This is a genomic window from Streptomyces sp. R28 (genome assembly GCF_041052385.1).
Taxonomy (GTDB): domain Bacteria; phylum Actinomycetota; class Actinomycetes; order Streptomycetales; family Streptomycetaceae; genus Streptomyces.
Genome location: NZ_CP163439.1, coordinates 7,067,415 through 7,094,098 on the forward strand (window position 1 = coordinate 7,067,415; position 26,684 = coordinate 7,094,098).

Consider the following 26,684-nt stretch of genomic DNA (forward strand, 5'->3'; position numbering starts at 1 on the left):
GGATGCCGGAGTTGTCGCAGGACGCCGAGCGCGGGCGGGCCGCTCAGCCCTTCGGGTGGGCCGAGGTGACGGGGCCGTCCATGGTGCCCACGCTGTACCACGGCGACCTGCTCGTGGTGTGGCACCGGCGCCGGATCAGGACCGGGGACGTGGTGGTGCTGCGGCATCCGTTCCAGCAGGACCTGCTCGTCGTCAAGCGTGCCACCGAGCGCCGTGAGGGCGGCTGGTGGGTGCTCGGGGACAACGCGTACGCAGGTGGGGACAGCACCGACTACGGGGTGGTGCCGGACGAGCTGATTCTGGGCAAGGTCCGCTTCCGGTACCGGCCGCGCAAGCCGGATCAGCGCTCGCCGCTGGCGCTGGCGCGCTGGGCGGTGTCGGCCGTGCGGCCCGTCTTCGCCGACCGGTCGGCCTCCAGGCGTTTGCGGGCGCGGTAGGCGGCCACGTTGGCGCGGGTCGCGCAGCGGTCCGAGCAGTAGCGCCGGGAGCGGTTGGTGGACGTGTCCAGATAGGCGTTGCGGCACGGGGCCCGCCTCGCACAGGCCCAGCCGGTCCACGCCGTACTCCGTCAGGTGGAACGCCAGGCCCATCGCGGCGATGGCGGCGTAGCCGGCGGTCGCGTTCGACGGGTGGTCCGCCAGGTGCATGTGCCACAGGGGGCGGCCGTCGTCGTCCCGGAAGTCGTGGCCGGAGATCTGCGGGCTCACCGGGAACTCCAGGAGGAGGGAGTTCAGCAGGTTCACCGCCAGCGCCTCGTCGCCCTTGTCCGCCGCCTCGAAGACCGCCCTCAGCCGTGCGCGGACCGAGCGGAAGCGGGTGACGTCGGCGTCGGTGGCGCGGCGGCCCGCCTCCTGGCTGACGCCGAACAGGTCGCGAACGGCCTCGACCGAGGTCAGCGAGTCCTTGCCCCGGGCCGGGTCCTCGCTGTTGACGAGTCGTACGGCGTAATCCGAGTAATAGGCCAGTTCCACTTGTAGTCCTTACGGAGGCGTTCTATCGTCGGGGTGCGGTCGGGTAACAGCTGATCGTGCTTCCAGGGTATTACGTGACGTGCGCGATGGAGGGGCTCGATGACGGACACGGACATCACCACCACGACCGGAGCCGACTGGGCAGCCTGGCAGGAGAGCTGGGACCGGCAGCAGGAGTGGTACATGCCCGACCGCGAGGAACGCTTCCGGATCATGCTCGACATGGTCGAGGCCCTCGTCGGCCCCGCCCCGCGGGTGCTCGATCTCGCGTGCGGCACGGGAACTATCACGGCTCGGCTGCTCGCGCGGTTCCCCGACGCCGTCAGCACCGGCGTCGACCTCGACCCCGCCCTCCTCGCCATCGCCGAGGGCACCTTCGCGGACGACGAGCGGGTCTCCCTCGTGACGGCCGACCTCAAGGACCCCGGCTGGCCGGCGCAGCTGCCGTACGACTCGTACGACGCCGTACTGACCGCCACGGCCCTGCACTGGCTGCACCGTGAACCCCTCGCGGCTCTCTACGGTCAGGTCGCGGAGCTCGTCCGCGACGGCGGTGTCTTCCTGAACGCGGACCACATGATCGACGACTCGACGCCCCGGATCAACGCGGCGGGGCGCGCGCTGCGCCACGCCCGCATGGATCAAGCCAAGGCGGACGGCGCCCTCGACTGGTCCGAGTGGTGGCAGCTGGCCGCCAAGGACCCGGCGCTGGCCGGGCCCACGGCCCGCCGCTTCGAGATCTACGGCGAGCACGCCGACGGCGATATGCCGTCCGTCGAGTGGCACGCGCGCGTGCTGCGCGAGAAGGGGTTCGGGGAGGCGCGCGCGGTGTGGTGCTCGCCGTCGGACACGCTGCTGCTCGGCCTGAGGTAGCGCTGAGGCGAGGAACGCCCAAAATCTCGCCATGGCGGAGGTCAAGGGTGGGTCGGAGATGTCCCGCTTTTCCTCAAGTTTCCCTGACATCCGCTGCGTATGTGTTTAGGCGTACTAGATGATCAGTGCGACCAAAACAACTCAGCCGCGAGAGCGGTGAGTAGAACGGATTCAACATGAATCGCTTCATTCGAATCGGTGTCCGGCTGGCGTGTGCTGCCGGAGTCATTTCGACTGCTTTTCTCGGGGCTCCGAGCGCATCCGCGGCCAGCGGGGGAGGCTGCTCTTTGTATGTCGACGGTAACGCAGGCCCCCGTGGGCAGTACGTGGACATCAAGCCGTGCCTCACGTCGCCCAAGCGCACGATCGGTCGGCCCAGCGCGTACATCACCCTTCGCCAGGGGCACCCAGCCTGCAAGATTCACGTTTATGTCCTGAGGACCGGTGACCAGAAGGTGATGTCCAAGGACGTTCACACGTGCCCGCAAGGAACGACGCGGATGAAGCAGTTCACAGCGCCTGACTTCAAGGTCACGTCGCACCATGACGGCGAAGCCTACGCGACGTATACGCAGATCCAGTGGGCCACGGGCGAAGGGACACTGCCTTACCGGAGTCCCTGGCTGAAGCTCCCCTGACCCTTTTGGGGTTCGCTGTTTACGAGTAAGGGGCGGGTACGGATCCTGGATGGATCCGTACCCGCCCCTTACTCGTCGACGGACTACAGCACCTTCGACAGGAACGACTTCGTGCGTTCGTGCTGAGGGTTCGTCAGGACCTCGCGCGGGTCGCCGGACTCGACGACCACGCCGCCGTCCATGAAGACCAGGCTGTCGCCGACCTCGCGGGCGAAGCCCATCTCGTGGGTGACGACGACCATCGTCATGCCGGACTCGGCGAGGTCGCGCATGACGTCGAGGACGTCGCCGACCAGCTCCGGGTCGAGCGCCGAGGTCGGCTCGTCGAAGAGCATCAGCTTCGGGTCCATGGCAAGCGCCCGGGCGATCGCCACGCGCTGCTGCTGGCCGCCGGAGAGCTGGGAGGGGTAGTTCCCGGCCTTGTCGGCCAGGCCGACCCGGTCCAGCAGCTCCCGCGCACGTTCCCTGGCCTGGCCCTTGCTCGTGCCCTTGACCTGGACCGGAGCCTCCATGACGTTCTCCAGCGCCGTCATGTGGGGGAACAGGTTGAAGCGCTGGAAGACCATGCCGATGTCCCGACGCTTCAGCGCGACCTCGCTGTCCCTGAGCTCGTAGAGCTTGTCGCCCTTCTGGCGATAGCCGACCAACTCGCCGTCGACGTACAGCCGACCGGCGTTGATCTTCTCCAGGTGGTTGATGCACCTGAGGAAGGTGGACTTGCCGGAGCCGGAGGGGCCGATGAGGCAGAACACCTCGCCGGACTTCACTTCCAGGTCGATGCCCTTGAGGACCTCGACGAGTCCGAAGGACTTGTGGACGCCTTCAGCCTTCACCATGGGTGTCATGCGGTACCTCCCGCCGACGAACGGTTCGACAGGGACAGCAGGTTCGCCTTGATCTTCTGGAACGGCGTGTCCGGGAGCGTGCGGCTGGAGCCGCGGGCGTAGTACCGCTCCAAGTAGTACTGGCCGACGCTGAAGACCGAGGTCATCACCAGGTACCAGGCGGCGGCGAGGAACAGCATCTCGGCTGGGGCGCCGGAGGTCTGCCCGATGTCCTGGGCGACGCGGAGCAGCTCCGAATACTGGACCACGGACACCAGCGAGGTCGTCTTCAGCATGTTGATGACCTCGTTGCCCGTGGGCGGCACGATCACGCGCATCGCCTGCGGGACGACGATCCGGCGCAGTGTCCTGCCGTGGCTCATGCCCAGCGCGTGCGCCGCCTCGGTCTGGCCCTCGTCGACCGAGAGCAGACCGGCCCGGCAGATCTCCGCCATGTACGCCGCCTCGTTGAGGCCGAGGCCCAGCAGCGCCGTCAGGAACGGGGTCATGAACTGCGACCACTCGTCCTTGTAGATCGGCCCGAGGTTGATGTACTCGAAGACCAGGCCCAGGTTGAACCAGACGATGAGCTGGACCAGGACCGGGGTGCCGCGGAAGAACCAGATGTAGAACCACGCGATGGACGAGGTCACCGGGTTCTTCGACAGGCGCATCACCGCGAGCAGGATGCCGCCGACGATGCCGATGAGCATGCACAGCACGGTGAGCAGAAGCGTCTTGCCCACACCGCTGAGGATGCGGTCGTTGAAGAAGTAGTCCGGAATGGCCCCCCAGTTGATCCTGCCCTGGGAGAACGCGTAGACGATGGCGCCCAGCGCGGCGAGCGCCACCACGGCGGAGACGTACCGCCCGTAGTGACGGACCGGGATGGCCTTGATGGCCTCCGGGCCGGCCGGCGGGGTCTCCGCCGGCCCGTCCGCCTTGTCGATGTCAGCAGTCACGGATGTTGCCTTTCAGTGGCCGCGGCCCGCGGTCACTTGCCGCCGTTGATGGTGGGCTTCGTCACGGCGCCGTCCTCGACGCCCCACTTCTTCATGACCTTCGCGTACTCACCGTTCGCGATGATCGCGTCCAGGGCGGCCTGGAGGGCGTCCCGCAGCTGAGCGTCGCCCTTGGCGACCGCGATGCCGTACGGGGCTGCCTCGACCTGCTCGCCGACGAGCTGGAAGTCGTTGCCGCCGCCGGAGTGCTGGACCGCGTAGGCGGCGACCGGGAAGTCGGATGAGCCGGCGTCCGCGCCACCTGCGCGCAGGCGGGTCTGGGCCTGCTGGTCGTTGTCGAAGGCCTCGATGGTCAGCTTCTTGCCGCTCGGGCACTTCTTGGCCTCGGCCTTGGCGAGGTCCTCGGAGACCGAGGCACGCTGCACCACGATCTTCCGGCCGCACAGGTCCGACCAGGTCTTGATGTCGGTGTTCTTGCCCTTCTGGGTGTAGATCGAGACACCGGCGGTGAAGTAGTCCACGAAGTCGACGCCCTCACCGACCTTCTTGCCGGTCTCGGAGTCGACGCCCTCCTGGCGGTCCTTGGTGTCCGTCATGGCCGACATGGCGATGTCGTACCGGTCGGAGCGCAGACCCGTGATCAGGGTGTCGAAGGTGCCGTTCTCGAACTCGAACTTCACGCCGAGCTGCTTGCCCATGGCGTCGGCGAGGTCGGGGTCGATACCGGCCGTGTTGCCCGAGCTGTCCTTGAACTCGACCGGCGCGTACGCGATGTCCGAACCGACCTTGATGACGCCCTTGTCGCGGATGGAGGCCGGAAGCTTGGCGGCCAGCGGGGCCTTGGCGGTGTCAGCGCTCTCCGAGCCGCTGTCCTTGGTCTGGTCACCGCAGCCGGTGAGAATCAGTGCGCCTGCGACCGCGATCGAGCCGACCGCTGCCAGACGGGAACGCGCGGCGGTCGTACGACGGGTGGAGCGTGCGGTCATGGTGGGTTCCTCCGGCGGATGGGTGGAGTTGCCGATGGGCGGGCGCCCGCCGATGGATTCGGCCGGTGCCTTGGTTTCCTAGGTCGACGAGAGCACACGCCTTCGAGTGCCGCGACCTCGTGTGATTACGGCATCTTGCCATTCGGACTTAGGCGTTCAGGGCGCCCACGATGTCAAAATCGGATAACGGGTGGCTTCCGAACCGCCTCAGGTCGGACATCCTGACCGCACCTTCTGCGGGAATCCGTCCTTCCGGCCGGAAGATCTTCGGCGTATCTCGCGATGTGGGCCGATTGAGGGGCATGTTTGCGGGTGACGGTTGCTCATTGCGGAGTACATCGTAAATTATCCGCTTATCCGACCGTGAATCGCTCCGGTGTTGTCATCGGTCCGTGTCCGATTCGTGTCGTCCGCGTGCGTGTTTCCCCTCCTGTCATGTGATCTTGGACGTATTGGACTCGTCGGCGGTGCGGTCCGTCCGGTAAGAAGGTTCTTTACACCCCTCATCCGGGGCTCAGGGCGCGTGTGCGGCGCGCCCGTCGCGTATGTGCCCGTACGTCGTACGTCGCACGTATCAACGAGCAGGGTCATACGCGGTCCCGCCCACTTCTCACCAGGAGTGGTCCCACCCTCAAACCATGAACACTTAAGGGGTCAGACAAAGTGGCAGCGGAGATCGTCAATCCTCGCAGCGGCGGCAATACCGATCAGGACGGCGGGGTCGAACCCCTCGATTCCTTCGATCCTGCGTTCGCGCTGCACCGCGGCGGCAAGATGGCCGTGCAGGCCACCGTGCCGGTTCGGGACAAGGACGACCTGTCCCTGGCGTACACGCCCGGCGTCGCGAAGGTGTGCAGCGCGATCGCCGAGCAGCCGGAACTCGTGCACGACTACACGTGGAAGTCGTCCGTCGTCGCCGTCGTGACCGACGGTACGGCCGTTCTCGGGCTCGGGGACATCGGACCTGAGGCCTCCCTTCCGGTGATGGAGGGGAAGGCGATTCTGTTCAAGCAGTTCGGCGGCGTCGACGCGGTGCCGATCGCGCTCGCCTGCACGGGGGTCGACGAGATCGTCGAGACCGTGGTGCGGCTCGCGCCGTCCTTCGGTGGTGTGAACCTGGAGGACATCTCGGCGCCTCGGTGCTTCGAGATCGAGCGCAAGCTGAAGGAGCGGCTGGACATCCCGGTCTTCCATGACGACCAGCACGGTACGGCCGTCGTGACGCTGGCCGCGCTGCGGAACGCCGCGCGGCTGACCGGGAAGGGGCTCGGGGATCTGCGGGCCGTCATCTCGGGCGCGGGAGCGGCTGGTGTCGCCATCGCGAAGATGCTGGTCGAGGCCGGGATCGGAGACGTCGCGGTGGCCGACCGCAAGGGCATCGTGTCGGCCGACCGGGATGACCTGACGTCGGTCAAGCGGGAGCTGGCCGGGTTTACGAACAAGGCGGGCATCACCGGGTCGCTGGAGGCGGCTCTGGAGGGCGCCGACGTCTTCATCGGCGTCTCCGGCGGTACGGTCGCGGAGTCGGCGGTGGCTTCGATGGCCGAGGGCGCGTTCGTGTTCGCCATGGCCAACCCGAACCCCGAGGTGCACCCCGACGTCGCGCACAAGTACGCGGCGGTCGTCGCCACCGGGCGGTCGGACTTCCCGAACCAGATCAACAACGTGCTGGCGTTCCCGGGGATCTTCGCGGGCGCGCTTCAGGTGCGGGCGTCCCGGATCACCGAGGGCATGAAGATCGCGGCGGCGGAGGCGCTGGCCGCTGTGGTGGGCGATGACCTCGCCGCGGACTATGTCATTCCGTCGCCGTTCGACGAGCGCGTGGCGCCGGCGGTCACTGCTGCTGTGGCTGCTGCGGCTCGGGCGGAGGGGGTTGCTCGGCGGTGACGCTGCGCTGCCTGTGACGTGAGGGGAGTGGCCCCGCCCGGGTTGGGCGGGCCCACTTCTGTTGGGCGGGGCCATTTCTTTGGGGTGCCTGGGGGCTTCTGCCTCCTGCTTCCTGCCTCCGGCGGTTGGGCCGGGGTGGGTGTGGCGGTCTGTGGGGCTGGGTGGGGGTTCGCGTTGATGCCTGCGGCGGCCTGTGCGGGTGGGGTGGGGGTTCGCGTTGCGCCTGCGGGTGGGTGGTGGGTCGGGGCCGTGCCGGGGGGTGTCCGTCCTCGGTCGGGCGGTTGCCGTACGTGGGTGGGGTGGCCTGCGTTGACGCCCGCCGCTGCGGGCGGACACCCCCCGGCACGGCCCCCACCCGCCGTACGCGGGTGCGGGTGCGTTCACCCTGGCGCTCCTGCGTTCACCTCAGGCGCCGGTGGTCGTGCTGTGGGGGCGGCGATCCGTTGTGCGACCCGGCCCGGGGCAGCCATGATGCCGGGCGCATTGACAAGAGGGTGTGTGTCACAGGGCCCTGTGGTTCCGTCGGCCGTTGGCGGAGCCTATCGTCAAGGTCATGTTCGCTGTCTATGCCGCCCGAATCGACCGCGACGAGCCGCTCTCCGGACTGGAGTTGGGGGAGCGTCCGGCCCCCGAGGCCCGTCCCGGCTGGAGCACCGTCAACGTCAAGGCCGCCTCCCTCAACCATCACGACCTCTGGTCACTGCGGGGCGTCGGCCTCGCGGAGGACAAGTTGCCGATGATCCTCGGCTGTGATGCCGCCGGGGTCGATGAGGACGGCAATGAGGTCGTCCTGCACTCAGTGATCGGACAGAGCGGGCATGGGGTGGGGCCCAAGGAGCCTCGTTCCATCCTCACCGAGCGGTATCAGGGCACGTTCGCGGAGCAGGTCGCCGTGCCGACCTGGAACATCCTGCCCAAGCCGAAGGAACTCTCCTTCGAAGAGGCGGCTTGTTTGCCGACCGCCTGGCTGACCGCGTATCGGATGCTGTTCACCAACGCGGGGGTGCGGCCCGGGGACTCCGTGCTCGTGCAGGGGGCCGGGGGCGGGGTCGCCACCGCTGCCATCGTGCTCGGGAAGGCCGCGGGGCTGCGTGTCTTCGCCACCAGTCGGGACGAGGCCAAGCGCAAGCGGGCCCTGGAGCTGGGGGCCGTGGAGGCCGTGGAGTCGGGGGCTCGGCTGCCGCAGCGGGTCGACGCCGTGATCGAGACGGTGGGGGCCGCCACCTGGTCGCACTCCGTGAAGTCGCTGAAGCCGGGCGGCACGCTGGTCATCTCCGGTGCCACCAGTGGTGACCGGCCCTCGCATGCCGAGCTCACGCGGATCTTCTTCCTGGAGCTGAAGATCGTCGGGTCCACGATGGGGACCAAGGACGAGCTCGAGGATCTCTTGGCCTTCTGTGCTGCCACTGGTGTGCGCCCCGTGATCGATGAGGTGCTTCCCATGGACCGGGCCCGTGAGGGCTTTGAGCGGATGCAGTCGGGGGAGCAGTTCGGGAAGATCGTGCTCACCAACTGACGGTTTTGAGCGCGGCAACTCGCGGCGGGTTCGAGGTTCCACCTCGGGCCCGCCGTTCGTTTTGTCAACTAGAGTTGACGGCCGGGTCGTGTCAACGTAAGTTGACGTTATGACGGAAGCGACAGATCTAGCCGAGCGTGCCGGTGACCGTGATCCGCGGGTCGGCCTGCGGGCCGTCGCCGCCCTGCGCCGGTTGCTGGAGCAGTTGGAAGCCGTACAGGTGCGCAGTGCGCGCAATCAGGGGTGGTCGTGGCAGGAGATCGCCGCGGAACTCGGGGTCAGCAGGCAGGCCGTGCACAAGAAGTACGGGAGGCGTTGATGTTCGAGCGGTTCACGAAGGATGCCCGTGCCGTGGTGACGGGTGCGGTCGAGCAGGCCGAGAGGGGTGGGGCGCAGACCGTCGATGCCGGGCATCTGCTGCTCGCCCTGCTCGACCGGGAGGGGAGCCGGGCCTCGTTCGCGCTCGCCGCGCTCGGGGGCGGGCAGTGGCTGGAGTCCGTGCGGCTGGCGCTGGGGGAGGCTCAGCGGCGGGGCGGGCTGTCGCAGGCCGAGACCGATGCGCTGGCCGGGTTGGGCATCGATGTGGGGGAGATCGTCGCCCGGGTGGAGGAAGTGCACGGGGTAGGGGCGATGGCCGGGGACCGGAAGGACAAGGGGTGGTGGTCGGGGCGCCGTTCGATCAGCCGGGAGGCCAAGGACGTGCTGGAACGGTCGTTGCGTATTGCCGTCGCCCGTCGGGATCGGCACATCGGCGATGAGCACATCCTGCTGGCCCTGACCAGTCGTCCCGGCGTGCCCGCCGAGGTTCTCGCCGATCACGGGGTGACGTACGAGGCGCTTACGCGGGTGCTGTACGGCGAAGGAGAGGCCGAGGCTGAGGCCGGCTGAGGGCGGGTGGGCCTGGGCGGTGCGGCTGGTAGGGGCCGTACCGCCCAGGAGTGGGGGCTCAGGGCTTCGGTGTGCGCAGTAGCGCTCCGATGTGTGCCGCCGCCGTCGACAAGTGGCGGCGGGTGTCGCGGAGTTGGTCCGGTGTCACGCCGTGGTCCCTTGCCGCGTCGCGGATGTCGTCGCGGAAGCGGTCGAGCAGACGGTCCAGGTCGCGGGCCGGGTCGCCGGTGGGGGGCTCGTGCGCCCAGGTGGGTTCGTAGTCGGCGGGGAAGTCCTGAGGGGTGTCGGAGTAGTCGGGTTGCTGCTGCGCCGACTTGGGAGTGTCCTGGCGGCCGAAGCCGAAGTCCCGGCCGAACCCCTTCCCGTAGTCCTTTCCGAAGTCGCCGAACTCCTTGGCCAGTTCCGTCAGGCCCTCGCGTACGCCCGTCGGCCAGTCACCGCGTGCGAAGTGGTCCTGTACGTGTTCCTGGACCCGGCGGGCGATGCGCTGGACCTCCTCCTGGGCTTGGGCCCGGGCGTGGTCCTGTGCCTCCTTGGCCTGGCGTCGGGCGCGCTGCGCCTCGTCACGGGCGCGGCGGCTCTCGTCCTTGGCCCGTCGGGCCTGTTCCTTCCACTCCTGCTTGGCGCGGCGCATCTCCTCCTTGGCGGCGCGCCACGCCTCCTTGTCGGTGTAGTCCGAGAAGTCGCCGAAGGGTGCTTCCGCCTTGGCGCCGTTCCCCTGGCGGGCCTCGGACGCCGCTGCCCGCATCTCGCGCCGCAGGTCGCCCGCCGCGCCGCGTACGTCGGCCCGGATCTCGGCGGCGAGTTCGGCGACCGACTCCCTGATCTCCAGCTCCAGGTCGGCCAGCTCGCCGCTGCGGTCGGCCAGTTCGGCGCGGCCGGCGTCCGTGATGGCGTACACCTTGCGGCCGCCCTCGGTGGTGTGGGTGACCAGGCCCTCGGCCTCCAGCTTGGCCAGGCGGGGGTAGACGGTGCCGGCCGACGGTGCGTACAGCCCCTGGAAGCGCTCCTCCAGGAGGCGGATCACCTCGTAGCCGTGGCGTGGGGCTTCGTCCAGCAGCTTCAGCAGGTAGAGGCGGAGGCGGCCATGGGCGAAGACGGGAGGCATGTCAGAGCACCTTCTTGTCGGTCGTGCCGTCGGCCGGGGAAGCGGTGGGGCCATCGCCCCGGCCGGAGACGGAATTGTCCCCCGAGTCGTCCTGTGCGCTGTTCACCGGGTCGGTCGCCGAGTCCGTTGGCGAGGTGTTCGTGGCGGGCTCGGGCTCCTCCCATGCCTCCGCCTCCCACGGCTCGTCCTCCTTGGGCGGGCGACGCAGCAAGGCGATCGAGCCGGAGACCGTCGTCGCCCGGAGTTTGCCGGTGCCGGCGCCCAGCCGGCCGGTGATCTTGTGGGCGCCCCACTGGCCGTGGACCCTCAGGCCCTCGAAGGCGTTGGAGATCGTGCCGCTCGCGGTGTTGGCCTCGACGTCCGCGTCCGCCGGGGCCGGCAGCCGGATGGCGATCTCCCCCGAGATGCTGGTCAGCCGGACGTCGGTCGGGCCGTCCGGGTCGAGGTCGACGATCATGGAGCCGCTGACGGAGTCGGCCTTCACCGAGGAGCCGGAGCCCTCGACGACCGTGAGGTCACCGGAGACGGAGTTGAAGCGGAGGTCGCCGGTGACGGCCTGGGCCTCCAGGTTCCCGGAGACCGTGTCGGCGCGGACCGGGCCGGACAGGGCGACGAGCGTCGTGTCGCCGGTGACGCCCTTGACGACCGACGGGCCGTGGATCCCGGACACCACCGCCCCGGCGCCGACCACGCCCACCTCGACGCGCGTGTCGGCCGGCACCGCCAGGGAGACCACCGCGCTGCGGCGCCAGCCCTTGCGGTCGAGCCACTTGAGGAAGCCCTTCCAGGGCAGGTCCTCGTACGCCACCGTCAGTGTGCCGCCCTGCTGGGTCACCGCCAGGGGTGGGCCCTCGATCTCGGAGACTTCCAGGCGGGCGGAACCTTCGTCCGTCCCCACGACGTTCACCGTTCCGTTGACGATGCGTACCTGGAGCTCGCTCACCGGCTCGTCGAAGGTGAGCTTGCTGGGCTCTGCAACGGACCACTCGGACATGCTGCGGACCTCCTGGGCGACCGGACACGGCCGCACGGCCGGACCAGAACACGACACGCCATATCGCGTCTTCCGTGAAACACGATATATCGTGGGCGGCGTAAGTCAAGGCACTCGTTCTGGTGATCACAAATCACGCGAGGCGGACAAACTGGCCTAGCGTGTGTGCCATGCCGACGGAAGAGTCCCGGGCCGCTCGCCAGGCCCGTCCCGCCCCGGGCGCCCTGCTGCTCTGCCGTGCGGAGCCCGAGTCCGTCGCCCCGGCCGCCCAGCTGCTGCGCGAGCACATGCTGCTCGCGTCGGCCGGCGGGGAGTGGAGCGTGCTCGTCCCCGAGGGCAGGCCCTGGCTGGAGGGCGCCGAACCGGTCGACCGCGTCCTCACCGGCTGGGCCACCGCCCTCGCCGTCGGTGCCCCCTGGCCCGTTCTCGCCCTGTGGTGGGACGCCGACCGCGCCGGATACACCCTCGCCTCCGGCTTCCGCCGCCCCGTCGGCTACGTCTGGCTCGCCAACGGCACCCCGGCCGGCGAGGACGAGGCCATGCACACCTTCGCCGGCCGGCTCGGCCTCGATCCGGTGCTGGACGTGCAGTCCCTCGACGAACTGACGGAACCCGACCCCGCGGCCGACGCGCGGGCACGCATGCGTGGCCTGCTCGCCGTCCTCACGCGCGCGGGCGTGTCCCTGCCCGCCGGCCTCGTCCCCGGCGACAGCGCCGAGCGCCTCCACGAGGCCGCCCGCGACCACCCGCACGTGCGCATCGAGTGGTCGGGGGGCTGGCGCAACGCCTTCCGCGCGGAACTCGACGCCGTCGAGGGCAGCCGCCTCGGCCCCTGGCTGCCCTGGGCCGGCGGCCCCCAGTCCCACCGGCTCGCCCTGGCGCAGGTCGTGGCCGGTCTGCCCGTCACGGCCTGGGGCCTGCGGCGCCGCAGCACCGGATGGATCGCCGCGGGCGCGGTGCTGCTGGCACAGGGCGCGCTGGGGCTGGCGTACGCACTCGCGCACCCGCGCGACTGAGGCCGACGCAGGGGGCGGCGGCCCGGTACGGCCGGTACGGCATCCCCCGATTCAAGTGGGCGCTGCCCACGTTCGGTTGATCTGACGGGCAAGCTCCGCGGAGGAGCGGAATGAACCGCATCCAGGACATCGAACTGCCTGACGGCACGGTGATCACCGCCAGGAGCTGATCAAGGGCATCGGCGGCACTGTGCCGACCGCCGCCCGATAGGCCAGGCCGCACGAGGCCGCCATCACCTTCGGCGTGGAGCTGACCGTCAAGGAGGGCGTGGCGGTCGCCGTGCTCGCCCGGGGCGAGGCCATAGGACAGCCCCCTGTGGGGCAGCGGCTTCTTCGCCCTGCACCGGAAGGTCTTCGTGGCCCGTGTGGACGTACTCGGCGGACGCGACGCCCTGACCCTCAACTCCGCGCTGCGCGCCGCCTGGATGCTGTGCCTGCTCGGCAGCTACCGGGAGACGCCGGCCGTCCAGGGCCACAACTCCCGCGTCCACAGCCAGGGAGAAGCTGATGCGCCGTCGCGGCCCACTGCACCCGGAGACGCTGATGGTGTCCTGCGACTACGTGATGCTGCTGCGCGACCTGGAGCGCGCCGAGGAGGCCAGGGACCTGGCCGAAGCCACCGCCACGCAGTACGCCGCCCAGCTCGGCGACCGCCACCCCTACGCGATCGGCGCGCGGGACAACGTCGCGACCGTCATGCGGGACATGGGCGAGCATCGGGCCCGCCGGCGCTGTCCCGGCAGACCGCGCGGCAGATGCGGCGGGCGGCCTGCCGGGCCCACTCGTGGGCCATCGGCTGCGCCAAGAACAAGGTCGCCGCACTTGCCGAGGTGGGTGACGCCGCCGCAGCAGCCGCCCTGGGCCGGGAGACCTCCGACCGCTCCGCCCGCGTCCTCGGCGACGCACACATCCTCACGATCAGCCTGCGGGCCGGGCCGGCGCTGGACCTTTCGGTGCTCGGCGCCGACCACCCGCACAGCCGCAACATCCTCGAACGGCATCGCCCCTACCGGGACTTCGAGCCCGAGCCCCAGCCCAGCTGAGCGGCGCCCGGCTCCGCCTACACGTCGTCGTCCTCGTCGTCCAGCCGGGCCAGCCACGTCGCCAGCCGCTCCACCGGCACCTCGAAGTCCGGGTTCAGGTCGACGAAGGTGCGCAGCTGCTCGGCCAGCCACTCGAAGGTGATCTCCTCCTCGCCGCGCCGCTTCTCCAGTTCTTCGATGCCTCGGTCGGTGAAGTACATGAGCTGAGGATATGTCCTGCCCGCCACGCGTGCGTGCCGGGCCTGCGGCAGCTCAGGCGCCGGGATCCTTCCTCTCCCAGCCCAGCTTGACGACGATATGGCCCTCGACGCCCGCCTTGGTCAGCACGGCCCCCGCGCTGGCGTTGAGCTTCACGCCGAACTCCAGCTCCACCGTGTCGGGCTGGGCGGCCTGGAAGGTGCGCAGGGTCGCCTCCGCTGCGCGTCGGATGGGGTCCAGCGCCTCCTCCAGGGAGACGGAGGCCTCGCGCATACGGTCGCCGACGCGGGAGGCGCGGACCATGCCGGGCTCGTCGTCGTCGACTTCGACGACCAGGTGTCCCTCGCCGTCCCCGCCGTCCTCGTCGCCCATGGCGATCCGCAGCAGCTCGGCCATTCGCGCCCCCGTGTGTCACAACCGGCCCGGCGGCCGGGTCGGTCCAGCATGTCGGTCCTGGTCAATCTACTGGTGCGGCGGGCGAGTTGGCCGTAAATGCCACAAGGCCCGGGCCCCGTCACGCGGACGGGAACCCGGGCCTTGTCGGTCAGTTGTCGGTCAGACCCGTGCAGAGGCTCAGGCCTCGAACACCTCACGCACCAGCTGCTCCTGCTCGGCCTGGTGCCGCTTGGCGGAACCGACGGCCGGGGACGAGCCGTGCGGACGCGAGATGCGGCGCAGGCGCTCGCCGTGCGGGACGTCGGCGCCGACCGCCAGGTCCAGGTGGTCGATCAGGTTGAGCGCGATGAACGGCCACGCACCCTGGTTCGCCGGCTCCTCCTGGGCCCACAGGTACTTCTCGGCGTTCGGGTACTTGGCGATCTCGGCCTGGAGCTCGGCACCCGGCAGCGGGTACAGGCGCTCGATGCGGATGATCGCCGTGTCCGTGACGCCGCGCTTCTTCCGCTCCGCCTCGAGGTCGTAGTAGACCTTGCCGGCGCAGAAGACGACCTTCTTGACCGCGGCCGGGTCGACCGAGGAGTCACCGATGACCGGCTGGAACTGCCCGTTGACGAACTCGTCCGCCTTCGCGGCCGCGGCCTTCAGGCGCAGCATCGACTTCGGGGTGAAGACGACCAGCGGCTTGTGGTGCGGGTTGTGCACCTGCCACCGCAGGAGGTGGAAGTAGTTCGACGGGGACGTCGGCATCGCGACCGTCATGTTGTTCTGCGCGCACAACTGCAGGAACCGCTCCGGGCGGGCCGAGGAGTGGTCCGGGCCCTGGCCCTCGTAGCCGTGCGGCAGCAGCAGGACGACGCCGGACGTCTGGGCCCACTTCTGCTCGGCCGACGAGATGAACTCGTCCACGACCGTCTGGGCGCCGTTGACGAAGTCGCCGAACTGGGCCTCCCACATCACGAGCGCGTCGGGGCGGGCCAGCGAGTAGCCGTACTCGAAGCCCATGGCCGCGTACTCGGACAGCAGGGAGTTGTAGACGTTCAGCCGCGCCTGGTCCTCGGAGAGGTACTGCAGCGGCGTGTACTCCTCGCCCGTCTCACGGTCGATGATGACCGCGTGACGCTGGCCGAACGTACCGCGCTGCGAGTCCTGGCCGGCCAGGCGGACCGGGACGCCCTCCAGCAGGAGGGAGCCGACCGCGAGGGTCTCGCCCATGCCCCAGTCGATGGTGCCGTCCTCGACCATCGACGCCCGGCGCTGCAGCTGCGGCAGCAGACGCGGGTGGACGGTGATGTGGTCGGGGATGTTGACCTGGGACTCGGCGATCCGCTTGACGACCTCCGAGGTCACCGCGGTGCTGACGGCGACCGGGAACTCGGCCTGCGGGTCCGAGGGCTCCACGGCGGCGGGCTGCGAGGTGGCCTCGCGGACCTCCGTGAAGACCTTCTCCAGCTGGCCCTGGTAGTCCTGCAGCGCCTGCTCGGCCTCTTCCAGGGTGATGTCGCCGCGACCGATCAGGGACTCGGTGTAGAGCTTGCGCACCGAGCGCTTCTTGTCGATCAGGTCGTACATCAGGGGCTGGGTGAAGGCCGGGTTGTCCGACTCGTTGTGACCGCGGCGGCGGTAGCAGATGAGGTCGATCACCACGTCCTTGTTGAACGCCTGGCGGAACTCGAAGGCGAGCCGCGCGACGCGCACGACGGCCTCCGGGTCGTCGCCGTTCACGTGGAAGATCGGGGCCTCGATCATGCGGGCCACGTCGGTGGCGTACATCGACGAGCGCGAGGACTCCGGGGCGGCCGTGAAGCCGACCTGGTTGTTGATGACCACGTGGACCGTGCCGCCGGTGCGGTAGCCCCGCAGCTGCGACATGTTCAGGGTCTCGGCCACCACGCCCTGGCCCGCGAAGGCCGCGTCGCCGTGGATCGCCACCGGCAGGACGGTGAAGTCGGTGCCGCCCTTGTTGATGATGTCCTGCTTGGCGCGGGCGATGCCCTCCAGGACCGGGTCGACCGCCTCCAGGTGCGAGGGGTTGGCGGCCAGGGAGACCGTGATCTGCTCGCCGTCCAGGCCGGTGAAGGTGCCCTCGGCGCCCAGGTGGTACTTCACGTCGCCGGAGCCGTGCATCGACTTCGGGTCGAGGTTGCCCTCGAACTCGCGGAAGATCTGCGCGTACGACTTGCCGACGATGTTCGCGAGGACGTTCAGCCGGCCGCGGTGGGCCATGCCGATGACGACCTCGTCGAGACGGGACTCCGCCGCGCTGTCGATGACCGCGTCCAGCAGCGGGATGACGGACTCGCCGCCCTCCAGGCTGAAGCGCTTCTGGCCGACGTACTTCGTCTGCAGGAAGGTCTCGAAGGCCTCCGCCGCGTTCAGCCGGCGCAGGATGCGCAGCTGCTCCTCGCGCTCCGGCTTGGTGTGCGCCCGCTCGATGCGGTCCTGGATCCACTTGCGCTGCTTGGGGTCCTGGATGTGCATGAACTCGACGCCGGTGGTGCGGCAGTACGAGTCGCGCAGCACGCCGAGGATGTCGCGCAGCTTCATCAGGGACTTGCCCGCGAAACCGCCGACCGCGAACTCGCGCTCCAGGTCCCACAGGGTGAGGCCGTGCTCGGTGATGTCCAGGTCGGGGTGCTTGCGCTGGCGGTACTCCAGCGGGTCGGTGTCGGCCATGACGTGGCCGCGGACCCGGTAGGAGTGGATCAGCTCGAAGACGCGCGCGGCCTTGGTGACGTCGTCGTCGTGCGACGCGTCGATGTCCTTGAGCCAGCGGACCGGCTCGTAGGGGATGCGCAGCGCCTCGAAGATGTCGTCGTAGAAGCCGCTCTCGCCGAGGAGGAGGTTCGCGACGATCCGCAGGAACTCGCCGGAGGCGGCGCCCTGGATGACCCGGTGGTCGTACGTCGACGTGAGCGTCATGACCTTGGAGATGCCGAGCTTGTTCAGGGTGTCCTGGGAGGTGCCCTGGAACTCCGCGGGGTAGTCCATGGAGCCGACGCCCATGATGACCGACTGGCCGGGCATCAGACGCGGCACGGAGTGAACGGTGCCGAGGCCGCCGGGGTTGGTCAGCGAGACCGTGACACCGGTGAAGTCGTCCATGCCCAGCTTGCCGTCACGGGCGCGACGGACGATGTCCTCGTAGGCCTGCCAGAACTCGAAGAAGTTCAGCGTCTCGGCCTTCTTGATGCCCGCGACGACCAGCTGGCGGTCGCCGTTGGGCTTCACCAGGTCGATGGCGAGGCCGAAGTTGATGTGCTCCGGCTTGACCAGGGTCGGCTTGCCGTCCTTCTCCGCGAAGGAGTAGTTCATCGACGGCATGGCCTTGATGGCCTGCACCATCGCGTACCCGATCAGGTGGGTGAAGGAGATCTTCCCGCCCCGGGCGCGCTTCAGGTGGTTGTTGATGACGATGCGGTTGTCGAAGAGCAGCTTCACCGGGACCGCGCGCACGGACGTGGCCGTGGGCACCTCCAGCGAGGCGTTCATGTTCTTCGCGACCGCGGCGGCCGGACCGCGCAGCGTCACCAGCTCGGGGCCGGCGGCCGCGGTGGCGGGCTCGGCCTTCTTCGGCTGAGCGGGCTTCGCGGCCGGAGCGGCCGCGGCGGGCTTCGCCGCGGCCGGGGCCGGAGCCGGGGCGGCAGGCGCGGCGGCCGCGGGCTTCGGGGCCGCCGGAGCCGGCGCGGGGACCGACGGAGCGGCAGGCGCAGCCGGGGCCGCTGGAGCGGTGGTGGTCTCTGCGGCCCCCGCGGCCGCAGTACCCGCCGGAGCCGAGGCGGCGGGCGCCCCCGGCTTGTAGTCGGCGAAGAAGTCCCACCAGGCTCGGTCTACCGAATTGGGGTCCTGGAGGTACTGCTGATAGATCTCGTCGACGAGCCACTCGTTCGGTCCGAACGCGGCCGCGGGGTTCTTGCCCGCTTGGTCGGTGTCGGTCGAGATGCTCGAGTTACTGGGGGACTGTGGCGACACGGCGGCAACCGCCCTCTTCCGCTTCACAAGGTGATGGACAGCGGGAATAAAGGCTACGCCCCTATGGCCGGGAAGGTCAGGCTGAGCAAGGTCATCGTCGTGTAAGTCACATCGGAAAGCGTGTTTCGTGCCTGGAAATGGCGGGAAACAAGCGTGGTTCCGCTTCAGCTGGGAAGGCGCGATCGCAGCCCGGCACGCCTCAGGCGCGGGGCTCTGCCTGATCACACGTGTCCGTCAGCCAGGACGCACATGGATCTTGTCGCTCCGCTTCGAACTTTACGTCAACTTGGCACAGATGGCTGCCCGGGAAGTGTGACAAGAATCCGGCAGCCCCGCTCGGATTCGGCCACTCCGATCCGGCCGCCGTGCAGATCGACGGCCCAGCGTGCGATCGCCAGCCCCAGCCCCGTGCCGCCGTCGCTGCCCGGCCCGTGCGGCCGGATCACGGCGCCCCGGTTGAACCGCTCGAAGACTCGGTGCCAGTCCGACCGCGGAATGCCCGGACCCTCGTCCAGGACCTCCAGCTCCAGCGACTCCGGGTACGCCCCGCGCCGCGCCTTGACCGTCACGCGGCCGTGCGCCGGGCTGTGCTTGATCGCGTTGTCGATGAGGTTGGCGACGACCTGGTGGATGCGCTCGGGGTCGGCGTGCGCGGTCAGCTCCGGCGGGGAGACGTCGAGATGCAGATGGACGTCCGTACGGGTGTGGCTGCCGGAGCCCGACGCCATGCCCCCGCGCGCGGAGGCGACCATGTTGGCCTCCTTCAGTACTCCGGACAGGTACGGCCAGACCTCGAAGCGCCGCATGCGCAGCGGTACGACGCCGTTGTCCAGGCGGGACAGGTCCAGCAACGTCTCCACGAGCCGGCCCAGCCGCTCGGTCTGCTTCAGTGCCGTGCGCATCGTCTCGGGGTCGGCCTCGGCGATGCCGTCGACCACGTTCTCCAGGACGGCCCGCAGGCCCGCGATCGGGGTGCGCAGCTCGTGCGAGACGTTCGCCACCAGCTCCTTGCGCTGCTGGTCCTGGGCCTCCAGCTCGTCCGCCATGAGGTTGATCGTCCCGGCCAGGTCGCCCAGCTCGTCCCGGCGGTTCTCGCGCACCCGGCGGGTGTAGTCGCCGTGCGAGATGGACCGGGCCACCGTGTTCATCTCGTCCAGCGGCGCGGTGAGCGAATGGGCCACGAACTGCGTGATGAGCAGTGTGGCGATCATCGAGAAGACCGTGATGAAGCGCAGCTCCGTCTGGGTGCGCACGGCGATCATCGACAGTCCTGTGGTGATCAGAACCGCGATGATGACCAGCGCGCCCAGCTTGGTCTTGATCGAGAACGGACGTACGCCGCCCCAGGGCTCCCCGGGGCCTCTCCGTGCGGCCGGCCCGTCGCTCATGGCGTCGGGGTCTCCAGGGCGTAGCCCACGCCGTGCACGGTGCGGATCCGCTCGGCGCCGATCTTCCGGCGCAGCGCCTTGATGTGGCTGTCGACCGTGCGGGTGCCGGAGGCGTCCGCCCAGTCCCACACCTCGGCGAGCAGCTGCTCACGGGAGAGCACCGCGCGCGGGGTGTTCGCCAGGCACACCAGGAGGTCGAACTCGGTCGGGGTGAGGTGGACATCCTCACTGCGCACCCGCACGCGCCGCTGCGCGTGGTCGATCTCCAGCTCGCCGAGGCGCAGGATGCCCGAGCGCGGGGTCGTGGCGGCCAGCGCGGCCCGCTCGACGCGGCGCAGCAGTACATGCACGCGTGCCGCCAGCTCACGCATCGAGAACGGCTTGGTCATGTAGTCGTCGGCACCGACACCGAGCCCGACCAGCATGTCGGTCTCGTCGTCGCGTGCGGTCAGCATCATCACCGGCACCGGCCGCTGGGCCTGCACCCGGCGGCATACCTCCAGGCCGTCGAAGCCCGGCAGCATGATGTCCAGGATCAGCAGGTCGGGCTGCCAGGCCTCGGCCGTGTCGACCGCCGCCGGACCGTCGCCCGCGGTCTGCACGAGGAAACCCTCGGCGCGCAGACGGGCCGCGATGGCGTCCACGATGGTCGGATCGTCCTCGACCACCAGGACCCGGCGCTGCGCGCCCGGGGTCGCCGCCGTGCCGTTGTGGGAGGTGTGTGTCTGCTCCATCGCCCGCCCCAAAGTTGCTTTCCGGAATCCGTGGGGTGATCCCGCTATCTGGCTATGCCTGCGCATGCTTGCGATTGACGCTTGAATGATCCGCGTCAGAGCAGCAGAGTACGGGGAGTCACCGTGCCACGGCTATCCAGGTCGGACGGCGAGGTGCACGACGTCCGGAACGCCCCGGGCAACGGGGATCTCTTCGGTACGCACCTGTTGGAATCCGGCATTACGCAAGGTTTCTTCGAATTCCGGAGAGGGCTGGGCCGACCATACGGCCAGCACCCCACCCGGCCTCAACGCCCCTGCGCAGGCCGCCAGTCCGGCCGGTGAGTACAGGCTGTCGTTGCCCTCGGTGACGGTCCAGCCGGGTCCGTTGTCGATGTCGAGACACAGAGCGTCATACGTGTCGTAAGTCTCAGTTACGTGCGCCAGCAGATCCGTTTCCAGAATCTCGGTGCGCGGATCGGCGAGGGCACCGGCGGAGAAACCGGACAACGGACCGTCGAGGTGCCAGCCGATAATCGCGGGCTCTCGCTCGACGACGGTGATCCGTCCGGGGCGCGGATCGGCGGCGGCGTGTGCGAGCGAGAAACCGACGCCGAGCCCGCCGATCAGCACCACCGGGTCCGGCCGTCCGGCCAACGCGCCGAGCGCCGCGTCGACCAGTAACCGCTCCGAACGCCCGTCGGAGGTGTCCATCAAAAAGCAGCCGTTCGCGATGATCTGAAGCAGTTCGCCGTGCTGCCGCAGCACGATCTCGCCGTACGGGCCCTCGCGACGGTCCAGGACTTCGGGGATGTCGTACGAAGTGGGCATCCGGCCATCCTGGCAGGTCCGGCCGGTCCTGCCGAGGGAATTGCGTCAGGGGCCGGCCGCCGCGCCGCCGGGGCGGGCTGCCGGCGGAGGGCCGGGGTTCCTGAGCCGCGAAAACTTTGAGAGACGCGAAAACTTGTTGAGAGGTTGCTGTGAATCGGCTGCCATGTGGCGCTGATCACAGACGTAGGGGGGTGGCGGTCGGAGGGTGGGGGAAACGGAAGGAGCGCCTCACCTTGGAACGGACTGCGGTCGAGGGTATGCCGGGCTCTGCTCCGGAGCCGGGCGTGGCCGAGCTGCTGAACGGGATGCCGCGGCAGCGCGGACCGCGGGGCGTCGCCACGGTGCCCGCGCCGCCGCCCTTGCTCCCGGTCCTCGCCGAGGCCACGACGAGCGCGCCGCCCGCGCCCGGAGGAACCCGCGCCTTCCACCCCTGGCGCCTGCTCCCCACCCCCACCGGCACGCCGTTCACCTTCGCCTACGCCGCCGTACTGGCCGTCACCTCGCTGGTCACCGCGTACGCCGACCCCGCCCTCGTGCGCACCCTGCACCAAGGCTCCAGCACCGATGTCGCGCACCTCGTGCGGACGCCTGTGCTGGTGCTGCTCGCCAGCGCGCTGTGGATCGCCGGCGAGTTCCTGGGGCCGTACACGCTCGGCCTCCTGCTCGTGCTCACCGCGCTGGAGCGGCGGATCGGCGGTACGCGCACGGCCGTTGTCTTCCTGACCGGGCATGTCCTGGCCACCCTCGCGACCGAGGTCCCGGTGGGGCTCGCGGTGCTGGTCGGCCACCTCCCCGACAGCTCGCTGTCCCGCCTCGACTACGGCATCAGCTTCGGCGTCGCCGCGAGCACCGGCGCGCTGGCCGGACTGCTGCGCCCCTGGCTGCGGTGGCCGGTGCTGGCGCTGTTCGGCGGGATGCTGGTCCAGGACCTGCTGAACTTCACGGATCCGCTGACCAATTGGGGGCATCTGATGTCCCTGGCCATCGGGGTCGGGATGTGGCCGGTGGTGCGGCGGTGGCGCGCCGCACCCTCGAAGTCGGTGTCAGCCGACCGGGGGTGACCACACGTAAGGCGTCGTCGTCGTCACCGCCTCGAACCCCAGCCGCCGCAGGATGGGCGCGCTGTCGTCGGACGCGTCGACGTGCAGGTAGGTGACACCGCGGGCGACGGCGAGCGCGGCACGGGTGGCGACCAGCGCGCGGTAGATGCCGCGGCCCCGCCACCCGGCCAGCGTCGAACCGCCCCACAGGCTCGCGAACTCGGTGCCCGCCCGGAACACCAGCCACGCTGCCGAGACGACTTCGCCGTCCGCCTCGGCCACATGGACGGAGATCTCCTCCGGGGCCGCCGCGACCCGGCCGATCAGGTCGTCGGCGAGCCAACTCCAGTCCTCACCCCACACCGCCGACTCCATCGCGGCGATCCGGCGCATGTCCGCGTCCGCCGTGACTCGGCGCAGCGTCACGCCCTCGGGAAGGTCCGGCTGCCGTACGGCCATGCCGGCGGCGCTTCCGATCAGGACCGTCTCCTCGTCCTCGGGCACGAAGCCCGCCTCGCGCAGGCGGTCGGTGAGGTCGGCCGGGTCGTCGTGGGAGCGGGTCTTCCACTCCACCGCCTCACCACGCGCCGCGAAGTAGTCGCACTGCCGGGTGATGAGCCGATCGAGCTCGGCGTCGCGTACGCCGAGCGAGCGCGGGCCGCTGACGAGGCCCCGGAATCCGCCGACGATCCGCAGCAGGGGGCCGTCCTGTTCATACGTCACCCCGGTGGGCGGGATCGGGGGCGCGCCGCGCATCTGGTCGTCGTAGGCCGCCAGAAGGATCTCTGTGTCCGTCACGGGGGAGACGGTGGGGGAAGAACTGGCCCCCGGCAACCGTTTATTCACAAAAGCCCAGTTCACAGTGTGTGGCGCGGTTGATCGCTCACAGCGAACGACAGCCTGGGAACATTCAGGCTCCCCCGTGCATTGAGTCGGCATAACTCAACTTGACTGCCGAAGGGGAGATCATGGCTTTGACGTCCACACCGCTCACCCTGCCTGTGCTGCCGCTCGACGACGAGGTCGTGCTGCCCGGAATGGTGGTCCCGCTGGACCTGAACGACGCCGATGTACGCGCCGCGGTGGAGGCCGCGCAGGCGGCCGCCCGGTCCGAGCCGGGAAAGCCACGGGTGCTCCTGGTGCCGCGCATCGACGGGACGTACGCGAGCACCGGTGTGCTCGGCACCGTCGAGCAGGTCGGCCGGCTGGCCGACGGTGACCCGGGTGCCCTGATCCGCGGTCGCGGCCGCGTGAAGATCGGCGCCGGGACGACCGGACCGGGTGCGGCGCTGTGGGTAGAGGGGACGCGGGTCGACGAGAGCGTGCCCGAGCCGCTGCCCGGACAGGTCACCGACCTGGTCAAGGAATACAAGGCGCTCGCCACCGCCTGGCTGCGCAAGCGCGGCGCCTGGCAGGTCGTCGACCGCGTCCAGGCCATCGACGACGTCTCGGCCCTCGCCGACAACTCCGGTTACTCGCCCTTCCTGTCCACCGAGCAGAAGGTGGAGCTCCTGGAGACCGCCGACCCGGTCGTCCGTCTCAAGCTCGCCACCCAGCACCTGCGCGACCACCTCGCCGAGCAGGACGTCGCCGAGACCATCGCCAAGGACGTCCAGGAGGGCGTCGACAAGCAGCAGCGCGAGTTCCTGCTGCGCCGTCAGCTGGAGGCCGTCCGCAAGGAACTGCGCGAGCTGAACGGCGAGCAGGACGGCGAGGAGTCCGACGACTACCGCGCCCGCGTCGAGGCCGCCGACCTGCCGGAGAAGGTCCGCGAGGCGGCCCTCAAGGAGGTCGACAAACTGGAGCGGTCCAGCGACCAGTCGCCCGAGGGGTCGTGGATCCGGACGTGGCTCGACACCGTCCTCGAACTCCCCTGGAACGAGCGGACCGAGGACGCGTACGACATCCAGGGCGCCAAGGGCGTGCTGGACGCCGAGCACGCGGGCCTGGAGGACGTGAAGGAACGCATCACCGAGTACCTCGCGGTGCGCAAGCGCCGTAACGACCGCGGCCTGGGTGTCGTCGGCGGCCGGCGTGGCGGAGCCGTGCTGGCGCTGGTGGGCCCGCCCGGCGTCGGCAAGACGTCGCTCGGCGAGTCCGTGGCGCACGCCATGGGCCGGAAGTTCGTCCGGGTCGCCCTCGGCGGCGTCCGCGACGAGGCCGAGATCCGCGGCCACCGCCGTACCTACGTCGGTGCGCTGCCCGGCCGGATCGTGCGCGCGATCAAGGAGGCCGGTTCGATGAACCCGGTCGTCCTCCTCGACGAGATCGACAAGGTGGGGTCCGATTTCCGCGGCGACCCGGCGGCGGCCCTCCTCGAGGTCCTGGACCCGGCGCAGAACCACACCTTCCGCGACCACTACCTGGAAGTGGAACTGGACCTGTCGGACGTCGTCTTCCTCGCCACCGCCAACGTCCTGGAAGCCATCCCGGAGGCCCTGCTCGACCGTATGGAGCTGGTCCGCCTCGACGGCTACACCGAGGACGAGAAGGTCGTCATCGCCCGCGACCACCTGCTCCCGCGTCAGCTGGAGCGGGCGGGCCTGGCGAAGGACGAGGTGACGCTCGACGAGAGCGCGCTGCGCAAGCTCGCCGGCGAGTACACACGCGAGGCGGGCGTCCGCACGCTGGAGCGCTCGATCGCCCGGCTCTTGCGCAAGGTCGCGGCCCAGCACGAACTGGGCGAGCGGAAGCTGCCGTTCACCATCACGGACGGTGACCTGCGCGCCCTGATCGGCCGGCCGCACCATGTGCCCGAGTCCGCCCAGGACCCGGCGGAGCGCCGTACGGCCGTGCCGGGTGTGGCGACGGGCCTCGCGGTGACCGGCGCGGGCGGTGACGTGCTGTTCGTGGAGGCGTCGCTGGCCGACCCGGAGACGGGTGCGGCGGGTCTGACCCTGACGGGCCAACTGGGTGACGTGATGAAGGAGAGCGCACAGATCGCCCTGTCCTTCCTCCGCTCGCACGGCGCCGAACTGGAGCTGCCCGTCGCCGATCTGAAGGACCGGGGCGTGCACATCCACTTCCCGGCGGGTGCGGTGCCGAAGGACGGTCCGAGCGCGGGCATCACGATGACGACGGCGCTGGCCTCGCTGCTGTCGGGCCGTCTGGTCCGCACGGACGTGGCGATGACGGGCGAGGTCTCCCTGACCGGCCGGGTCCTGCCCATCGGCGGTGTGAAGCAGAAGCTGCTGGCCGCGCACCGGGCGGGCGTCACGACCGTCGTCATCCCCAAGCGCAACGAGCCCGACCTGGACGACGTCCCGGCCGAGGTGCTGGACAAGCTCGACGTCCACGCCGTGACCGACGTCCGCCAGGTCCTGGAACTGGCGCTGTCGCCGGCCACCAACGGCGCGGCTCCCGAGGTTCCGATCGCGGCGTGACGGACGCGTTCGGAAGGGCAGGGCCCGGGTCCCGTGAGGGAGCCCGGGCCTTCGCCGTGCACCGGCGTCGGAACGGCCGTGGGTCAGCCGTTCGCCAGGGCCTGCACGCGGTCCAGTGCGCCGTTGAACCTGTTGTGGTCGCCGACGGTCGGCCCGGAGGACGTGTACTGCCAGGCGGTGTAGTAGCTCCAGCCCGCCGGAAGCTCGCCCACCGCCGACGCGTACCGGGCGATCCACAGCGGGTGGGCGGAGGCGAAGCCGCTGTGGTTGCCGGTGCACTGCTTCCACCAGCTCGTCGCCGTGTAGATGACGGCGTCGCGGCCGGTGCGGGCCTTGTACCGGGTCAGGAAGTCGCGGATCCAGGTGACCATCGCGCTCGGGGTCTTGCCGTAGCAGGCGTCGCCGTACGGGTTCCACTCGATGTCGAGGGCGCCCGGCAGGGTCTTGCCGTCGCGGGACCAGCCGCCGCCGTGGTCGACGAAGTAGTCGGCCTGGGTTGCGCCATTGGTGGTGTCCGGGGTGGCGAAGTGGTAGGCGCCGCGGATCATGCCGACGTCGTAGGAGCCGCTGTACTGCTGGGCGTATGAGGGGTTGGTGTAGTAGGTCCCCTCGGTGGCCTTCACGTAGGCCCCCTTCACCCCGCTGTCCCACAGCGTCGACCAGGCGACGTCGCCCTGGTGGCTGGAGACGTCGACGCCTTCCGCCTTGGCGGCCAGGTCATCGACGGGGACGCCGTCCGTGCCGTCGTGGGCCAGGACGCCCATGCCCATGTAAGCGGAGCCGCGGGGCGGGGTGTCGTCGATGGGCGGGGGGTCGTCGGCGGAGGCGGGGGAGGGTTGGGTGGCGAACAGGAGAGAGAGGGCGGCGGTGAGCAGGAGCCCGGCGAGGTGCGGGCGCCGGGGGCGGGGCGGTTCGGATCTGTGCACGGGCATAGCGTGCCTGCGCGGGCTCGGTGACGCTCGTTGGGGAAACGCGCGCTGCGACAGCCGTAGTCATGGCGTGGGCATGCCATCAAGGTGTCTGGTGGAGAGGCCGCGCACGCAGAAGAGCAGGTGGC

General features: G+C 69.9%; 23 protein-coding genes and 1 pseudogene. 10 read left to right on the forward strand and 14 right to left on the reverse strand.

Annotated elements, in window-relative coordinates; translation table 11 throughout:
- Positions 1 to 2: 2 nt before the first annotated feature.
- Positions 3 to 437 carry a nickel-type superoxide dismutase maturation protease gene (sodX, locus tag AB5J49_RS31875; protein ID WP_369175334.1) on the forward strand — a complete coding sequence of 145 codons (435 nt, stop codon included), beginning with the start codon at positions 3 to 5 and terminating at the stop codon, positions 435 to 437.
- Here sodX and AB5J49_RS31880 read toward each other — a convergent pair.
- Positions 341 to 971 (reverse strand): annotated as a pseudogene (locus AB5J49_RS31880) (ABATE domain-containing protein). The gene sodX and the pseudogene AB5J49_RS31880 overlap by 97 nt on opposite strands.
- 99 nt (positions 972 to 1,070) lie before the next feature.
- Here AB5J49_RS31880 and AB5J49_RS31885 point away from each other — a divergent pair.
- The gene (locus AB5J49_RS31885; protein ID WP_369172318.1) at positions 1,071 to 1,844 is read left to right on the forward strand and encodes a trans-aconitate 2-methyltransferase; all 774 of its coding nucleotides are present in this window, start codon (positions 1,071 to 1,073) and stop codon (positions 1,842 to 1,844) included.
- Between the two features lie 721 nt (positions 1,845 to 2,565).
- On the opposite strand, the gene AB5J49_RS31890 is transcribed toward AB5J49_RS31885, so the two are convergent.
- The 3 genes from AB5J49_RS31890 to AB5J49_RS31900 are packed head-to-tail and all read right to left on the reverse strand — an operon-like array spanning position 2,566 to position 5,254.
- The gene (locus AB5J49_RS31890; protein ID WP_369172319.1) at positions 2,566 to 3,327 is read right to left on the reverse strand and encodes an amino acid ABC transporter ATP-binding protein; all 762 of its coding nucleotides are present in this window, start codon (positions 3,325 to 3,327) and stop codon (positions 2,566 to 2,568) included.
- Complete coding sequence (locus tag AB5J49_RS31895) at positions 3,324 to 4,268, reverse strand: amino acid ABC transporter permease (protein WP_369172320.1); 945 nt, start codon at positions 4,266 to 4,268, stop codon at positions 3,324 to 3,326. Before AB5J49_RS31895 ends, AB5J49_RS31890 begins: the two co-directional genes overlap by 4 nt.
- Positions 4,269 to 4,300: 32 nt before the next feature.
- Positions 4,301 to 5,254: an ABC transporter substrate-binding protein gene (locus tag AB5J49_RS31900; protein WP_369172321.1), complete on the reverse strand. Its 954-nt coding sequence runs from the start codon at positions 5,252 to 5,254 to the stop codon at positions 4,301 to 4,303.
- A gap of 663 nt (positions 5,255 to 5,917) precedes the next feature.
- Here AB5J49_RS31900 and AB5J49_RS31905 point away from each other — a divergent pair.
- The 4 genes from AB5J49_RS31905 to AB5J49_RS31920 all read left to right on the forward strand — a co-directional run bounded on the left by AB5J49_RS31905 (position 5,918) and on the right by AB5J49_RS31920 (position 9,545).
- Positions 5,918 to 7,141 (forward strand): NADP-dependent malic enzyme, encoded by a 1,224-nt coding sequence (locus tag AB5J49_RS31905; protein WP_369172322.1) that lies wholly within the window; start codon positions 5,918 to 5,920, stop codon positions 7,139 to 7,141.
- A gap of 553 nt (positions 7,142 to 7,694) precedes the next feature.
- A complete protein-coding gene (locus tag AB5J49_RS31910) occupies positions 7,695 to 8,657 on the forward strand; it encodes a zinc-binding dehydrogenase (protein WP_369172323.1) in 963 nt (320 codons plus the stop codon).
- A 109-nt stretch (positions 8,658 to 8,766) separates the two neighbouring features.
- Positions 8,767 to 8,976, forward strand: coding sequence for an HTH domain-containing protein (locus tag AB5J49_RS31915; RefSeq protein ID WP_003997975.1), 210 nt, complete (start codon positions 8,767 to 8,769; stop codon positions 8,974 to 8,976).
- The gene (locus AB5J49_RS31920; RefSeq protein ID WP_369172324.1) at positions 8,976 to 9,545 is read left to right on the forward strand and encodes a Clp protease N-terminal domain-containing protein; all 570 of its coding nucleotides are present in this window, start codon (positions 8,976 to 8,978) and stop codon (positions 9,543 to 9,545) included. The genes AB5J49_RS31915 and AB5J49_RS31920 overlap by 1 nt, the downstream gene beginning before the upstream one ends.
- Positions 9,546 to 9,603: 58 nt before the next feature.
- Here the strand turns inward: AB5J49_RS31920 and AB5J49_RS31925 are convergent, their stop codons facing one another.
- Both AB5J49_RS31925 and AB5J49_RS31930 read right to left on the reverse strand, forming a co-directional pair.
- Positions 9,604 to 10,653, reverse strand: a complete 1,050-nt coding sequence (locus AB5J49_RS31925; protein ID WP_369172325.1) for a helix-turn-helix transcriptional regulator — start codon at positions 10,651 to 10,653, stop codon at positions 9,604 to 9,606.
- 1 nt (position 10,654) lies between these two features.
- Positions 10,655 to 11,647, reverse strand: coding sequence for a DUF4097 domain-containing protein (locus tag AB5J49_RS31930; RefSeq protein WP_369172326.1), 993 nt, complete (start codon positions 11,645 to 11,647; stop codon positions 10,655 to 10,657).
- Between the two features lie 170 nt (positions 11,648 to 11,817).
- Between AB5J49_RS31930 and AB5J49_RS31935 the strand changes: the two genes are divergently transcribed.
- Positions 11,818 to 12,663, forward strand: a complete 846-nt coding sequence (locus AB5J49_RS31935; RefSeq protein ID WP_369172327.1) for a hypothetical protein — start codon at positions 11,818 to 11,820, stop codon at positions 12,661 to 12,663.
- A gap of 755 nt (positions 12,664 to 13,418) precedes the next feature.
- Positions 13,419 to 13,706 (forward strand): hypothetical protein, encoded by a 288-nt coding sequence (locus AB5J49_RS31940; RefSeq protein WP_369172328.1) that lies wholly within the window; start codon positions 13,419 to 13,421, stop codon positions 13,704 to 13,706.
- A 17-nt stretch (positions 13,707 to 13,723) separates the two neighbouring features.
- Here the strand turns inward: AB5J49_RS31940 and AB5J49_RS31945 are convergent, their stop codons facing one another.
- The 6 genes from AB5J49_RS31945 to AB5J49_RS31970 form a co-directional block, all read right to left on the reverse strand.
- On the reverse strand, positions 13,724 to 13,906 hold the full coding sequence (locus AB5J49_RS31945; protein WP_003997970.1) for a DUF6104 family protein: 183 nt from the start codon (positions 13,904 to 13,906) through the stop codon (positions 13,724 to 13,726).
- Between the two features lie 52 nt (positions 13,907 to 13,958).
- The gene (locus AB5J49_RS31950; protein ID WP_369172329.1) at positions 13,959 to 14,300 is read right to left on the reverse strand and encodes a CU044_2847 family protein; all 342 of its coding nucleotides are present in this window, start codon (positions 14,298 to 14,300) and stop codon (positions 13,959 to 13,961) included.
- 177 nt (positions 14,301 to 14,477) lie between these two features.
- Positions 14,478 to 18,272 carry a multifunctional oxoglutarate decarboxylase/oxoglutarate dehydrogenase thiamine pyrophosphate-binding subunit/dihydrolipoyllysine-residue succinyltransferase subunit gene (locus tag AB5J49_RS31955; RefSeq protein ID WP_369172330.1) on the reverse strand — a complete coding sequence of 1,265 codons (3,795 nt, stop codon included), beginning with the start codon at positions 18,270 to 18,272 and terminating at the stop codon, positions 14,478 to 14,480.
- Positions 18,273 to 18,553: 281 nt separating this feature from the next.
- On the reverse strand, positions 18,554 to 19,660 hold the full coding sequence (locus AB5J49_RS31960; protein WP_369172331.1) for a sensor histidine kinase: 1,107 nt from the start codon (positions 19,658 to 19,660) through the stop codon (positions 18,554 to 18,556).
- Positions 19,657 to 20,394, reverse strand: a complete 738-nt coding sequence (locus AB5J49_RS31965) for a response regulator transcription factor (protein WP_030956984.1) — start codon at positions 20,392 to 20,394, stop codon at positions 19,657 to 19,659. The genes AB5J49_RS31960 and AB5J49_RS31965 overlap by 4 nt, the downstream gene beginning before the upstream one ends.
- A gap of 132 nt (positions 20,395 to 20,526) precedes the next feature.
- The gene (locus tag AB5J49_RS31970; protein ID WP_369172332.1) at positions 20,527 to 21,204 is read right to left on the reverse strand and encodes a spermidine synthase; all 678 of its coding nucleotides are present in this window, start codon (positions 21,202 to 21,204) and stop codon (positions 20,527 to 20,529) included.
- 257 nt (positions 21,205 to 21,461) lie between these two features.
- Between AB5J49_RS31970 and AB5J49_RS31975 the strand changes: the two genes are divergently transcribed.
- Positions 21,462 to 22,265 (forward strand): rhomboid-like protein, encoded by an 804-nt coding sequence (locus tag AB5J49_RS31975; RefSeq protein WP_369175335.1) that lies wholly within the window; start codon positions 21,462 to 21,464, stop codon positions 22,263 to 22,265.
- On the opposite strand, the gene AB5J49_RS31980 is transcribed toward AB5J49_RS31975, so the two are convergent.
- On the reverse strand, positions 22,248 to 23,042 hold the full coding sequence (locus tag AB5J49_RS31980; RefSeq protein WP_369172333.1) for a GNAT family N-acetyltransferase: 795 nt from the start codon (positions 23,040 to 23,042) through the stop codon (positions 22,248 to 22,250). The genes AB5J49_RS31975 and AB5J49_RS31980 overlap by 18 nt on opposite strands.
- Before the next feature lie 170 nt (positions 23,043 to 23,212).
- On the opposite strand from AB5J49_RS31980, the gene lon reads away from it, so the two are divergent.
- Positions 23,213 to 25,627, forward strand: a complete 2,415-nt coding sequence (gene lon / locus AB5J49_RS31985) for an endopeptidase La (RefSeq protein WP_369172334.1) — start codon at positions 23,213 to 23,215, stop codon at positions 25,625 to 25,627.
- Between the two features lie 83 nt (positions 25,628 to 25,710).
- Here lon and AB5J49_RS31990 read toward each other — a convergent pair whose 3' ends face one another.
- Positions 25,711 to 26,559, reverse strand: coding sequence for a lysozyme (locus tag AB5J49_RS31990; protein WP_369172335.1), 849 nt, complete (start codon positions 26,557 to 26,559; stop codon positions 25,711 to 25,713).
- Positions 26,560 to 26,684 lie beyond the last annotated feature (125 nt).